The sequence below is a fragment of the Mycobacterium sp. E3247 genome (genome assembly GCF_001667785.1).
In the GTDB taxonomy this organism is placed as follows: Bacteria; Actinomycetota; Actinomycetes; order Mycobacteriales; family Mycobacteriaceae; genus Mycobacterium.
In genome coordinates, this window is sequence record NZ_LZJG01000136.1 from 1 (window position 1) to 13,344 (window position 13,344).

At 67.3% G+C, this 13,344-nt stretch carries 12 protein-coding genes and 3 pseudogenes; 8 read left to right on the plus strand and 7 right to left on the minus strand.

Going from position 1 to position 13,344, the window contains the following annotated elements:
• Both A9X04_RS07385 and A9X04_RS07390 read right to left on the minus strand, forming a co-directional pair.
• A pseudogene (locus A9X04_RS07385) lies at positions 1-346 on the minus strand (hypothetical protein); the annotation flags it as partial.
• A gap of 109 nt (positions 347-455) precedes the next feature.
• Complete coding sequence (locus tag A9X04_RS07390) at positions 456-1,541, minus strand: dihydrodipicolinate reductase (RefSeq protein WP_067918999.1); 1,086 nt, start codon at positions 1,539-1,541, stop codon at positions 456-458.
• A gap of 105 nt (positions 1,542-1,646) precedes the next feature.
• On the opposite strand from A9X04_RS07390, the gene A9X04_RS07395 reads away from it, so the two are divergent.
• The 3 genes from A9X04_RS07395 (at position 1,647) to A9X04_RS07405 (ending at position 3,918) form a co-directional block, all read left to right on the plus strand.
• Positions 1,647-1,988: an MmpS family transport accessory protein gene (locus A9X04_RS07395; RefSeq protein WP_197509080.1), complete on the plus strand. Its 342-nt coding sequence runs from the start codon at positions 1,647-1,649 to the stop codon at positions 1,986-1,988.
• Positions 1,978-3,276 (plus strand): cytochrome P450, encoded by a 1,299-nt coding sequence (locus tag A9X04_RS07400; protein WP_067919001.1) that lies wholly within the window; start codon positions 1,978-1,980, stop codon positions 3,274-3,276. Before A9X04_RS07395 ends, A9X04_RS07400 begins: the two co-directional genes overlap by 11 nt.
• A 78-nt stretch (positions 3,277-3,354) precedes the next feature.
• The gene (locus tag A9X04_RS07405) at positions 3,355-3,918 is read left to right on the plus strand and encodes an ester cyclase (RefSeq protein WP_067919002.1); all 564 of its coding nucleotides are present in this window, start codon (positions 3,355-3,357) and stop codon (positions 3,916-3,918) included.
• Positions 3,919-3,923: 5 nt separating this feature from the next.
• Here A9X04_RS07405 and A9X04_RS07410 read toward each other — a convergent pair whose 3' ends face one another.
• A complete protein-coding gene (locus tag A9X04_RS07410) occupies positions 3,924-4,634 on the minus strand; it encodes a haloacid dehalogenase type II (RefSeq protein WP_082974856.1) in 711 nt (236 codons plus the stop codon).
• A 6-nt stretch (positions 4,635-4,640) separates the two neighbouring features.
• Between A9X04_RS07410 and A9X04_RS07415 the strand changes: the two genes are divergently transcribed.
• Positions 4,641-5,012, plus strand: a complete 372-nt coding sequence (locus tag A9X04_RS07415; protein ID WP_067919003.1) for a YidH family protein — start codon at positions 4,641-4,643, stop codon at positions 5,010-5,012.
• The gene (locus A9X04_RS07420; protein WP_067919004.1) at positions 5,009-5,329 is read left to right on the plus strand and encodes a DUF202 domain-containing protein; all 321 of its coding nucleotides are present in this window, start codon (positions 5,009-5,011) and stop codon (positions 5,327-5,329) included. Before A9X04_RS07415 ends, A9X04_RS07420 begins: the two co-directional genes overlap by 4 nt.
• Here the strand turns inward: A9X04_RS07420 and A9X04_RS07425 are convergent, their stop codons facing one another.
• On the minus strand, positions 5,330-8,206 hold the full coding sequence (locus A9X04_RS07425) for an RND family transporter (RefSeq protein ID WP_231985673.1): 2,877 nt from the start codon (positions 8,204-8,206) through the stop codon (positions 5,330-5,332).
• A 596-nt stretch (positions 8,207-8,802) separates the two neighbouring features.
• On the opposite strand from A9X04_RS07425, the gene A9X04_RS07430 reads away from it, so the two are divergent.
• Entirely contained in the window at positions 8,803-9,690 is an 888-nt protein-coding gene (locus A9X04_RS07430; RefSeq protein WP_067919006.1) for a glycosyltransferase family 2 protein, read from the plus strand.
• A 26-nt stretch (positions 9,691-9,716) separates the two neighbouring features.
• Positions 9,717-10,487, plus strand: a pseudogene (locus A9X04_RS07435) (lysophospholipid acyltransferase family protein); the annotation flags it as partial.
• A gap of 8 nt (positions 10,488-10,495) precedes the next feature.
• Here A9X04_RS07435 and A9X04_RS07440 read toward each other — a convergent pair.
• The 3 genes from A9X04_RS07440 to A9X04_RS07450 all read right to left on the minus strand — a co-directional run bounded on the left by A9X04_RS07440 (position 10,496) and on the right by A9X04_RS07450 (position 12,970).
• The gene (locus tag A9X04_RS07440; RefSeq protein ID WP_068093751.1) at positions 10,496-10,732 is read right to left on the minus strand and encodes a hypothetical protein; all 237 of its coding nucleotides are present in this window, start codon (positions 10,730-10,732) and stop codon (positions 10,496-10,498) included.
• A gap of 324 nt (positions 10,733-11,056) precedes the next feature.
• Positions 11,057-12,544 carry an NAD(P)/FAD-dependent oxidoreductase gene (locus A9X04_RS07445; RefSeq protein WP_067919010.1) on the minus strand — a complete coding sequence of 496 codons (1,488 nt, stop codon included), beginning with the start codon at positions 12,542-12,544 and terminating at the stop codon, positions 11,057-11,059.
• Between the two features lie 183 nt (positions 12,545-12,727).
• A complete protein-coding gene (locus tag A9X04_RS07450) occupies positions 12,728-12,970 on the minus strand; it encodes an acyl carrier protein (RefSeq protein WP_067919008.1) in 243 nt (80 codons plus the stop codon).
• 234 nt (positions 12,971-13,204) lie between these two features.
• Between A9X04_RS07450 and A9X04_RS31325 the strand changes: the two are divergent.
• Positions 13,205-13,344 (plus strand): annotated as a pseudogene (locus A9X04_RS31325) (cutinase family protein); the annotation flags it as partial.

The following is a 13,344-nucleotide window of genomic DNA, read 5'->3' on the forward strand; positions in this document are numbered from 1 at the left end:
CGCCCACTGGGCCTCCGAAGCGGTCGACGCCGTGGGCACCGCGCTGAGCTCGGTGGCCGAATGGTCCCAGCGCGCGCATCGCGTCGGCGATCAGTTGCTCGCCGCGGTGCACCGAGCCGTCGGCCGCCACCAGCCCCCGCGGGTCGGAGACCCGCTGCACGAATCCGGTCATCACCAGACCGGGCTGGTCGAGCCGCGGGTTCTCCGCGGGCACGCCCACCTCCGGCGCGCGCTCGGGGTAGAGCGTCAGGACGGGCTTGCGGGTGATGGCGCGGCCGGCGGCCACCGCCGCCAGGTTGGTGTTACCGATCGACAGGCCCAGCGCGGTCCCAGCTCCATTGGCCATATGTCCCAACCCCAACTTCGGCAACTCGCATCCCAGGCTAGCCGTTATTGTGCCGCCGAAACCTGTACCGCGTCTCAGGGGAACATAGGTGCCGGCTGTGCGCCGGCCGTCAGCGGATGTTGCCGGCGCCGGCGATCAGCGGCAGGTCGAGCGGCGTGACCCAGCCCGGCCGCAGGTCGTTGACGGCGGGCACGGCGTTGAGGGCCCGCATCCCGGTGGCCAGGCACCCGGCCGTGGCCGCGTCGCGGCCCGACCCGTCGGTGAACCGGAACGCGGTTTCCTGGAACACGCTGGGCGTGCCCTCGATCTCCACCCGGTAGACGTCGTTGTCGTGCCCGGTGGGCCAGTCGGGGGCGGCGTCGAGGCCGATGCGGTTCACATGCTCGAGCTGAATCCTGTTCTCGCCCTTGTAGATCCCGTTGATGGTGAACCGGACCGCGGCGACGTGCCCGGGTTTGATCACGCCCTTGACGGTGTTGCGCTCGGTCGGTGTCACCCACTTGTCCCAGGTGGTGGTGATCTCGTCGAGCATGATGCCCGCGGCGTGGGCGATCATCGGCACGGTGGCGCCCCACGCGAAGATCAGCATGTTGGAGTCTTCCAGCAGCGGGCGGTATTCGGGCTCGCGGCCGATCCCCATCTCGACTTCGTAATCGCCTTCGTAGTTGGTGTAGTCGAGCAGTTCGGACGCGCGCACCCGGCGCACCTCCGAGCACAGGCCCATCAGCGTCATGGGGAACAGGTCGTTGGCGAATCCGGGGTCGATGCCGGTGGTGAAGCACGACGACTCCCCCAGCTCGCACGCCTCGGTGATGGGCTGAATCCACTGCGGCGGGTTGAGGTGCATGGTCGGCCACACCCACGGGGTCATCGCCGTCGAGCAGACGTCGATCCCGGCCCGCAGGAACCGCGTGATCAGCGCGATGTTGTCCTGGGCGTGCATCGCCGTCGGGCCGTAGTGCACCAGCGCGTCGGGCTTCAGCGCGATCAGCGCGTCGACGTCGTCGGTGGCGATGATGCCGACCGGCTCGGGCAGCCCGCAGATGTCGCCGACGTCGCGCCCCACCTTGTCGGGGTTGCTGACGCCGACCCCCACCAGTTCGAACAGCGGATGCTTGACGATCTCGGCGATCACCATCTTGCCCACGAAGCCGGTGCCCCAAACCACCACACGTTTTGCGCCGTGTTCCGACATACTCACCTTCCCGTGCCAGCCCCCGTGGGACTCACATTAGAGCGGCGCCGCTTCGTCTGGGCGGAAAGCTTCCGTAGCACCGCATGTGGTGACACGATGCAAATCATGACGAAGCATCGGCGTGGCCTGAGGATCCTGTTCGCCGTCGGAGTCGGCTGGGTCGCGACGGTCCCCGGCGTGGCCCAGGCCATCCCCCAGATGCCGCAGGCCCGCTACGAGGTGACCGGCGGCCCGGTCGCGCAGTACATCTCGTACCAGACCGACGCCGGTCAGCTGCACCAGGTCAACGTGCCGCTGCCGTGGTCGACGGAGTTCACCTCCTTCGGCGGGCAGGTGTTCGTGATCAGCGCGCAGGGCGCCGGCCCCCTGCGCTGCCGGATCCTGCTCGACGGCAACGTGGTCGCCGACGCGCAGTCGGCGGGCGGCAGGACCGTCTGTGCCCACTAAGACGGGTATCGCGACGCGAACGAACGGGGCTCCGCCGCCGGAGGTCCCTTTGTCCGACATCCACCTGGACTCGCTGGACTTCTGGGGCCTCGACGACGACTTCCGCGACGGCGCCTTCACCACGTTGCGCCGCGAGGCGCCCATCTCGTTCTGGCCCGCGATCGAGATGGAGGGGTTCGTGGCGGGCGACGGGTACTGGTCGCTGACCCGGCACGACGATGTGCACTTCGCCAGCCGCCATCCGGAGATCTTCAGCTCCAGCCCCAACATCACGGTCAACGACAACGCGCCGGAGATCGCCGAGTACTTCGGTTCGATGATCGTGCTCGACGACCCGCGGCACCAGCGGCTGCGCTCGATCGTCAGCCGGGCGTTCACCCCGAAGGTGGTGGCGCGCATCGAGGCGTCGGTGCGCGAGCGGGCCCGACGGCTGGTCGCGTCGCTGATCGCCAATCACCCCAACGGGGAAGCGGACCTGGTCACCGAGCTCGCCGGCCCGCTGCCGCTGCAGATCATCTGCGACATGATGGGGATCCCCGAGGAGGACCATCAGCGAATCTTCCACTGGACCAACGTGATTCTCGGGTTCGGCGACCCCGACCTGACGACCGACTTCGACGAATTCCTCAAGATCTCGATGGACATCGGCGCCTACGCGTCCGCGCTGGCGGAGGACCGCCGCGTCAATCACCACGACGACCTGACCAGCAGCCTGGTGGAGGCCGAGGTCGACGGCGAGCGGCTGTCGTCGGCGGAGATCGCGTCCTTCTTCATCCTGCTGGTGGTGGCGGGCAACGAGACGACGCGCAACGCGATCAGCCACGGCGTGCTGGCCCTGTCGCGCTACCCCGACGAACGGGACAAGTGGTGGGCCAACTTCGACCGGCTGGCGCCGACGGCGGTCGAGGAGATCGTGCGGTGGGCCTCGCCGGTGGTCTACATGCGGCGGACGCTGACCCGCGACTTCAAGCTGAGCGGCACCAAGATGGCCGAGGGCGACAAGGCCGTGTTGTGGTACAACTCGGCCAACCGCGACGAGGCGACGTTCGCCAACCCCTGGCTCTTCGACCTGGCGCGAACCCCCAACCCGCACTTCGGTTTCGGTGGCGGCGGGGCGCATTTCTGCCTCGGCGCCAACCTCGCCCGCCGCGAGATCCGGGTGGTCTTCGACGAGTTGCGCCGCGAGATACCCGACATCGTCGCCGTCGAGGAGCCCGCCCGGCTGCTCTCGCAGTTCATCCACGGCATCAAGGCGCTGCCGGTCGCCTGGACGCCGCCCCGGGGGTAGCGCGCGGTCCGGAAGCATGTGCGCACTCGAAAACTTGATAGCGCCGGCGCTATCAAAATTCCGCCTAACCTATTCGTCATGACGATTCCCGCGTTCCCCGCCGCGGACGTACTTGCCGCCCGCCAGAAGCTCGTGCTCGACCACTTCCACGACGAGGTCCGCCAGGACTGGGACGACGTGTTGTCGACCTTCCCGCATCCGCGCTACGAGCTGATCCCGCAGATGATCGTCCACGACGGCGATCGAGCGGTGCGCGACTACTACGCCTACACCCGCACCGCGTTTCCCGACCAGGACCACGAGATCATCGCGCTGCGGCACAGTGCCGACGCGGTGATCGTCGAGTTCTGGCTGATGGGTACCCATCTGGGCTACCTCGGCAAGGTGCCGCCGACGGGCAGCCGGTTCCGGGTCCGCATGACCGCCTACTTCGTCTTCGACGAGACGGAAACGCTTGTGTGCGAACGCATTTACTTCGACACGCTGACCATGATCAAGCAGCTGCTGGGCGGGCTGGACATGAAGAAGCCAGCCAATTGGCTGCTGGCGGCGCGCTGCGCGCGCGGCTTCCTGTCGATGTCGTCGGAGAAGCCGGACCCGGCGCTGACCAATACCGTCCCGCCGAGCTTCGCGACTGCCTGAACCGATCAGCAGCCGAGTTGGGCTGCGAGATCGAGGAAGTCGGACGCGTTGATGTCGAATTCGTCGGAATAGGTCACGTCGGCGTCGCCGTCGGTGCCGAACTCCAGCGGGCGCGCGACGAAGGCGGTCCGGAACCCGAGCCGGGCCGCGGCGCGGATGTCGTACTTGTGGCTGGCCACCATCATGATCTCGCCGGCGTCCAGGCCCAGATACGTCGCGGCCATCCGATACACCGCCGGGTCGGGCTTGAACGCCCCGGCCATCTCCGCGGCGAAGATCGCGTCGAAGGGCAGCCCCGCCCGCTTGCAGATGCTGACGACCGCCGACACGTCGGCGTTCGACAGCGTGGCCAGGGTGTAGGCGGTTCGAAGCCGGGTCAGCCCGGGCACCGCGTCGGGCCAGGGCTTGAGCCGCTGCCAGGCCAGGGTCAACTCGTCGCGTTCGGCGCCGGAGAGGGCGATGCCGCGCTGGTCCAGGACCGCGTCGAGGGCCCGCCGATACACCGCGCGCACCGACACCCACGCGGTACCGTGGTGCTCCGCCGTGTCGAGCGTCGTGAAGTAGCCTGCGCGCCAACGCCGTACCACGTCGGGCCAGTCGGCTTCCGGGTGCCGCCCGGCGGCGATCCGCCGCGCCTCCTCGCACAACGTCGAATGAAAGTCCGTCGCCGTGCCTTGCACGTCGAACAGCAGCGCCTTGACCACAGGCTTCATCATGCAACGATGTGCCTCGTGGCCGACACCGACAGCGCCGAAGAGCGCGAGCCCGATTACCGGTTCACCTTCGCCAACGAGCGGACTTTTCTGGCCTGGCAGCGCACGGCGCTGGGGTTGCTCGCCGCGGCCGTGGCGCTCGTGCAGTTGGTCCCGGAGCTGGGAGTCCCCGGCGCGCGCCGTGTGCTCGGTGGGGGGCTCGCGCTGCTGGCCATCCTCACCAGCGGGATGGGGTTGTTGCGTTGGCAGCAGGCGGATCGCGCCATGCGTCACGGGACCCCGCTGCCACGGCATCCCTCGCCGACCTACCTGGCGGTGGGCCTGACGGTGGTGGGGCTGATCGCGCTCGCGTTGGTGATCGCAAAGGCGGTCATGAGTTGAGCGAGTCGACGGCGGAACGCGGGGACCAGGCCGAGCGGACGACGCTGGCCTGGACGCGGACGTCGTTCGCGTTCCTGGGCAACGGCGCCCTGCTGATGATCAGGAACCTGCACGGCCCCGTCCGCCCGGCCGACTTGGTCCCCGCCGGGCTCGCCGGCGCCGTGGCGTTGGGAACGTTCCTGATCGCCGTGCGCCGCCAACACACCCTGCAGCAGCGGCCCCTCCCGCAGCGACTCACGCCCCGGCGCCAGGTGCACGTCATCGGCGGGGCCGTGCTGGCCCTCATCGTCGTCACCGCGCTCGCGCAGCTGATCTAGCTACTCGCCCAGCAGGGCCCGCACCGCCGGGCGGGGCCCCGTCGGCCGGAGCATGGCGCTGGCGGGGCGGGGACGCACCGTCAGCGGCCACCAGAACCAGCGGCCCAGCAGCGCGGCGATGGCCGGGGTCATGAACGCGCGCACCACCAGGGTGTCGAACAGCAGGCCCAGGCCGATCGTCGTGCCCACCTGGCCGAGCACCCGAAGCTCGCTGACCGCCATGGAGGCCATGGTGAAGGCGAACACCAGGCCCGCATTGGTGACCACCTTGCCGGTACCGCCGACCGCCCGGATGATCCCGGTGTTCAGCCCGGCGCCGATCTCCTGCTTGAACCGGGCGACCAGGAGCAGGTTGTAGTCGGACCCCACCGACAGCAGGATGATCACCGACATCGCCAGCACCAACCAGTGCAGCTCCATCCGAATGAGGTGCTGCCACAACAACACCGAGAGCCCGAACGACGCTCCCAGCGACAGCGCGACCGTCCCCACGATCACCACGGCCGCGGCCAGGCTGCGGGTGATCACCAGCATGATGATGAAGATGAGGCACAGCGAGGAGATCGCCGCGATCATCAGGTCGTAGCTGGCGCCGTCGGAGATGTCCTTGAACACCGCCGCGGTGCCGCCCAGGGAGATCCGTGCGTTCTCCAGCGGGGTGGTCTTCAGCGCCTCCTCGGCCGCGGTCTTGATGGCCTCGACCCGCGCGAAGCCCTCGGGTGTCGCCGGGTCGCCTCGGTGCAGGATGAACAGGCGCGCGGCCTTGCCGTCCGGCGACAAGAACATCTCCATGCCGCGCTTGAAGTCTCGGTTGTTGAAGACTTCCGGTGGCAGATAGAAGGAATCGTCGTTCTTGGACGCGTCGAACGCCTGGCCCATGGCGCCGGGGTTCTTGCCGTTCTCATCCAGCTGGCCGAGCACCCCGGACATGGTGCTGTGCATCGTCAGCATCATGGTCCGCATGCTGGCCATGGAGTCGATCATCGGGGGGATCTGGGCGATCAGCTGGGGCAGGAGCACGTCGATCTTGTCGATGTCGGTGACCAAATCGCCGAGCCTGTCGTTGATTTCGTCGACTCCGTCGATCGCGTCGAAGATCGATCGCAGCGACCAGCAGACCGGGATGTCGTAACAGTGGCGTTCCCAGTAGAAGTAGCTGCGCACGGGGCGCCAGAAGTCCTCGAAATCCGAGATGCGGTCACGCAATTCGGCCGTGATCGCCTGCACGTCGTGGGTTTCGCCGGTCAGGTGGTGGGTGGTGGCGACGAGCTGCGACATCAGGCCATGCATGCGCTGCATGATGGCGATCATCGTCGCCAGCTCGTCGGCCTGCCGCAGTAGATCGTCCATCCGTTGCCGTTGGAAGGCGCTGTTCTCGGCCAGGACGGCGTTTTGCGCACCGATCATGAACGGCAGCGTGGTGTGCGGGAGTGTGGTCCCGTCCGGCCGGGTTATCGCCTGCACCCGGGAGACACCCGGCACGGCGAGCACGCCTTTGGCTAACTTGTTCAGTACCAACATGTCTGCCGGGTCGCGCAGGTCGTGGTCCGCCTCGACCAACAAGAGCTCCGGCTTCATCCGCGCCTGGGAGAAGTGGCGGTCGGCCGCGGCGTAGCCGGCGTTGGCCGGAATGTAAGCGGGAACGTATTGCCGGTCGTTGTAGCTGGTCTTGTACCCGGGCAACGCGAGCAGCCCGACGAGGGCGACGCCACACGTCGCCACCAGAACGGGCGCGGGCCAGCGGGTGACCACCGTGCCCATCCGTCGCCAGCCGCGGACCTTGATCATCCGCTTGGGGTCGAAGAGGCCGTAGCGGCTGCCGACGGTGAGCACCGCGGGCCCCAGGGTGAGCGCGGCCGCGACGGCGACGAGCATGCCCGCAGCGCAGGGGATGCCCAGGGACTGGAAATAGGGCAACCGGGTGAAGCTCAGGCAGTACGTCGCGCCCGCGATCGTCAGGCCGGAGCCGAGGATGACGTGGGCCACCCCGCGATAGGTGGTGTAGTAGGCCGTCTCCCGGTCCTCGCCGGCCTGGCGGGCCTCTTGGTAACGGCCGAGCAGGAAGATCCCGTAGTCCGTTCCGGCCGCCAGGCTCAGCGAGGTGAGCAGGTTGATGGCGAAGGTGGAAAGCCCGACGACGCCCAGGTCTGCGAGCAACGCGACGGTTCCGCGCGCGGCGACGAACTCGACGCCGACCAGGAGCAGCAGCAGCACGACGGTGACGATCGAGCGGTACACGGCGAGCAACACGACGAAGATCACCAGGACGGTCGTCGCCGTGATCAAGACCAGGGACTTGTCGCCGCTGGCGTGCATGTCCGCGATCAGCACCGAGGGCCCGGTCAGATAGACCTTGAGCCCGGCGGGCGGGGGCGTTCGCGCGACGATGCCCCGAACCGCCTCGATCGATTCCGCCGCCAGGGCCTCGCCCTGGTTACCGGCGAGGTCGAGTTGCACGTAGGTGGCCTTGCCGTCGGCGCTTTGCGCGCCCGCGGCGGTGAGCGGATCGCCCCAGAAATCCTGAACGTGCTGGACGTGCCGCCGGTCGTCTTTCAGCGTGCGGATCAGGGCGGCGTAGAACTTGTGCGCGTCGTCGCCAAGGGGTTGGTCGCCCTCGAGGACGATCATCGCCGCGTTGTCGGAATCGGATTCGGCGAAAACCTTGCCCATCCGCTTCATCGCCTGGATCGATGGCGCTTCGTCGGGCGTCATGGACACCGAATGTTCTTGTCCGACTTTTTCCAGCGATGGGACACAGAGGCTCACCAGGACCGCGACTGCCAGCCACCCGAAGATGATGGGGATCGAAAATCGGCGGATGGCGCGTGCGATGAATGGCTGTTCCGGATGTGCGGTGGCCGTGCGATTGTTGGTCACTCGGATTTCAATTATTGCCCTTTGCCCCGAGGTTTCTCGTAATGCGCACGACGCTTAGCACGGACGTCCACTTTGGTGTTGGTGTGTTCCGCGGGTAAACGTACGCTACGACGGGCGATGACGACTCGCAAATCGAACAATTGCCGTCTTCTTGGTCTCCGGCGACCTGCCGCAACGGCAGCGGGCGCTCCCTCCGGCCGGTGACGGGCGTCACCTCGGGGCCGCTGGCTGCGCAGGTCGGCCCGACCCGAGTCGTCAGTCCGCCTGCGCGGCGGGCATTTTCGCGCCCCGTACCGCCGAGCGGGCGCCGTTTCCGGTGGTTGCCGAAGCCGAGCGGAACGTCACGACCGGCGCTACACTGCTCCCTCATGTGTTCAACGTAGACACGTGTTGAACAAGCTGCCCTTGCGGGGTTAAGGTTTCGAGAAAACAAGCGATATCCGGAGGCAGACTGGGCCGCGATTGCCTTAGGGTCCGAATCAATGAGCGCACCGAATTCCCCGCAGCGGGCAATTCGGTGCGCATGTTCCACCGGCGCAGGGTCGGGGCCAATGCCAGTTTCCGTTTCTGCGCCTTCGCAGATTGGTCTCTGAGTAATGCCCCAACAGCCGTCCGTCGCGATCGTCATTCCGGCCTATAACGAGGAACGTTATATCGGCAAATGCCTGGCATCGTGCCTCGACCAGACCTCTGCGCCCGAGGAGATAATCGTCGTCGACAACAAGTCGACGGACGGCACCGCGGCCATCGTGCGCCGGTTTCAAGCCGAGAACCCGCACGTCGACATCCAGCTGATCGAGCAGAACGACCATCAGGGCATCGCCCCGACGCGCAACCACGGCTTCGATCACGCGCGCAGCGACGTCATCGCCCGGACCGACGCCGATTCCGTGGTCGCCAGGGACTGGGTCGAGACGATTCGCCGCCGGTTCGAGGATCCCGACGTCGACGCGGCGAGCGGGCCGATCGGGTTTCACGACATGCCGCTGCGGGGGTTCCTGTTCTGGACCGACTCCACCCTGCGCGGCAAGGTGCACAAATACGCGAAGAACGAGCGGTTCCTCATCGGCGCCAACATGGCGATTCGCGCCCAGGCGTGGAAGTCGGTCCGCCACCTGACGCAGCTGGACCTCGAGGACTGCCTGCACGAGGACGTCGATCTCGCGCTGACCTTGTTCAAGAACGACTTCGAGATCGCCTACGAGCCGGGCATGGTGGTCGCCATGTCGGCCCGGCGGGTGGAGTCGTCACCGCGCGAGTTCTACCGGTATGTCACGCGCTATACGAGGACGACCGACCTGCACGGGGTCAGAAGTCCCGCGGGCTACACGGCGATCACCACACTGCTGTTGCTGTACTTCCCGTTCCGGACGATGCGGTTCTTCTACGATCCCGAAAACCTGCAGTTCACGTCGTCGAAGGCGCTCAACAAGCTGCGCGCGATGCGCGCCGGGCGGCGGTTACCCCGCGCGTCACGTCGATGACCGCCGGCGGTGAACTAGCCGATCCCGGCGGCCCGGGACCCGCCGACCCCGGCGCCGCGGACGCCCCACGTCCGGGCGGGCCGATCGCCGGCCTCCGCAGGCAGGCGGCGCTGGTCGCGGGGTTCGGGTTGGCCGTCCCGCTCGCCGCCGGCGCGCTGGGGCTTGGCCTGCTCAGCGGGAGCCGGCGCCGCGGGCTCAACTTCTTCTCCTCCACCTGGCCCCACGCGCTGCTGGCGACCAACGGCATCCGCATCAATGTCGTTGGCACACAGAACCTGACGGCGCAGCGCCCGGCCGTCTTCCTCTACAACCACCGCAACCGCGTCGACCCGTTCGTCGCCGCCGCGCTGCTGCGCGACAACTGGATCAAGATCGCCAAAAAGGAACTCGCGAGCGACCCGATCATCGGCACGCTGCTGAAGCTGAACGACGGGGTGTTCCTCGACCGCGACGACACCGCCGCGGCGGTGGAAACCCTGCACCAGGTCGAGGAGCGCGCGAAGCAGGGGCTGTCGATCCTGATCGCCCCGGAGGGCACCGCGCTGGACACCACCGGGGTGGGGCCGTTCAAGAAGGGTGCGTTCCGCATCGCGATGGCGGCGGGAATTCCGATCGTGCCGATCGTGATCCGCAACGCGGAGATCATCGCCGCGCGGGATTCGATGGAGATTCACCCCGGCACGGTGGACGTCGCGGTGCTCCCGCCGATCCCGGTCGACGACTGGACCCTCGACACGTTGACCGACCGCATCGCCGAGGTGCGCGGGCTGTATCTGGACACGCTGGCCGATTGGCCGGCCGGGTCCTAGGCGGTTGCTCGAAGCCCGGAAACCGTCGAGCGCATCGGACGCAGCGACGACAGGAACATCACTCCGTAGCCGTTGGCGCGCAGGCTGACTCGCAGGCCCGCGCTTGGCGTGTTGTGCTCGAACCACCGGGCCAGGGCCGGGCGGTGCTGGTAGGCGGAGGCGTTCTCGACGCCCAGCAGCCGCAAGAGGGCCGACAACGTGTTGGGCTGGCTGGCCCCCGAGGCGATGGTCAATGTGTTCCTTCCTGGGTGTGCAGGGGTAGCAGCTGCTGTGTGGGCGAGTCGGCTACCGAATGCGCGGGCGCGTCGATATCACCCAGCACGAAGGCGAAGGTGATCGCCAGGCAAGCGCATCCCCGGCACAGTGTTTCCATTGGGCCACATCGACTTTCGCATCGGTAACGGACGGAAGTCCGCGTATCTGCTTCGGGCCGATTACCCCGCTGCGGCGCGCGCAAACGGCACGCGGGTAAATCCACGGAATCGCCGGCGTCCCAGCAGCCACACGCGTCACTGGAACGGCCGCCGCGGCCCGGGGCTGCTGTGGCGGGTGTGGCGTTACGCGATCACGTAGTCGCTGAGCGGGAACGTCGCGGCTTCCCGCACCGAGTTCAACGTCGACGTCGGCCGCAGCAGCGACGCCTCGCCGCTTGGGCTGAAGTAGTACGACCGCGACGTGGCGCAGTTGCCGGAGTAGAACACCGTGTTGTCCAGCCGTTCGGTCATCCGCTCCATGAACCCGTCGTTGGCCTCCTCGGTCACCTCGAAGGTCGTCGCGCCGCGGCGCTTGACCTCGCCGAGCAGCCGGTCCATGTGCCGCATCTGATACTCGATGGTGTGGAAGAAGGACAGGCCGGAGAAGGCGAACGGGCTGGCCAGGCTGAAGTAATTGGGGAAGTACGGCATGGTGACGCCCTGGTAGGCCTGGAACCGGGTCTCCCGCCACCACTTTCCGAGGTTGCGGCCCTTGCGGCCGACCACCTCGATGGCCGGGAAGTTGGCCTCCCACAGGTCGAAGCCGGTCGCCAGGACCAGGGTGTCGATCACGGTCTTACGCCCGTCGACGGTGACGACGCCGTCCGGCTCGATCCGCTCGATCCCGGCGGTCTCCAGGTGCACGTTGGGCTGGGTGAACGCGCGGTAAAAGGTGTTGGAAAAGGTCGGCCGCTTGCAGCCGAGGTCATAGTCCGGCGTCAACCTGGCGCGCAGTTCCTTATCGCGGATCCACCGGAACCGGTTGATCTTGGCCAGGTCGGAGGCGGAGATGTTGCCCCGCCCGCGGGACTCTTTGAAGTGCAGCGCCCCGACCACCATGATGATCTCGAGCAGGATGTCGGTCACCCACCGCAGCGCACGCTGGGCCGCCGGCACCCGGGCGAACAGCCGCCGCACCCCCGGGGAGAACCCGAAGTCGAACTTCGGCAACACGTGGGTCGCGGTGCGCTGGTAGACGGTCAGCTCGCCGGCCTGCCTGGCCAGCTCCGGAATGACCTGCACCGCCGACGCCCCGGTCCCGATCACCGCGATGCGCCGGCCCTGATAGCGGTAGTCGTGGTCCCACGCGGTGGTGTGGACCACCTTGCCCCGGAAGCTGGAGACGCCGGGGATGTCCGGCATGCGCGGCTGGGACAGGAAGCCCGTGGCGGTGATCAGGAAACGGGACGTCAGGGTTTCCCCGCCCGCCAGCGCCACCCGCCACACCGCGGCGTCCTCGTCCCACTGGGCGCCTTCCACCGTGGTGTTAAACCGCATCTTGCGACGCACGTCGTACTTGTCGGCGACGTCTTCGGCGTACTTCTTGACCTCACCGCCAGGCGCGAACAGCCGCGACCAGCCCGGATTGGGCTCGAACCAGTAGGAGTAGGTGGTCGACGGGATGTCGACGGCGATCCCCGGGTAGTGGTTGACGTGCCAGGTGCCACCCAGGTCGTCCTCGCGCTCCACGATGACGAAGTTGTCGTACCCGAGGCGCTTGAGCTGGATCGCGGCGCCGATGCCCCCAAAGCCCGCGCCGACGATGACGGCGTCGAAAAGGTCCGTGTCCACACTCTGCTCCGTGCTCACTTGCTCTTGCTCCGCGCTTACACACAAAGAACTTTCACTAATCTTACGGAATTCTAATAGCGCTGTGCGCGACGACGCGGGCGTGTTTGCCGGCATGTGACCTTGCCGACACCAAAAGCTGCTGCCAGACAGGCTGTTTTGCCGGACGCGGCGTTGCCGGCGCTCTTAGCGCGCGGCCGGCCCGGCCGAGGCCGTCGCCTGGAGGCGGCCCAGGAACTCGTGGCATCGCCGCGCACGCTCGGAGTCTTGTGCCATCACCTCGCTGAAGAACGATGCGACGTCGTCCATGCCAGCGTCTTTCGCGTCGCGCACGTACTGGCCGTAGTCGTGTCCCGCCTTCAGCGAGTGGTACTGCACGGAGATGAGGTCGAAAGTCACGTCATCGAAACCTGTTTCACCCGTAGCCATGTCATCACCCTTCCGTGTCGTCAGCGTGTTCGCCGGACCGGCTACCCTGGGAGATCGACACCAAACGGCGGCCCGGGGGCAGTTTCGTTAGATCGCGTTTTCCCGGGTCCTTTCGGATGGGCGTCATATCGGTGCGACGACACGCGGCGCTCATCCGACGCATGTTGCGGCGCCTAGGTATACAGGAAACAATGACGAATTGTTCGCCATATTGACAGTTTGGGAGGGGTCCGTATGGGCACTAGTCGCGGCATGATCGCACGTCTCTTCATCCGTTCCCTGGCTCCAGCAGTCGCCGCGGCGTCCGGCCTCGGCGCGTCGGCCCTCGTCGGTTCCGCCCTGCCCACCGCCGCCGCCCAATGTCCCGACGTCCA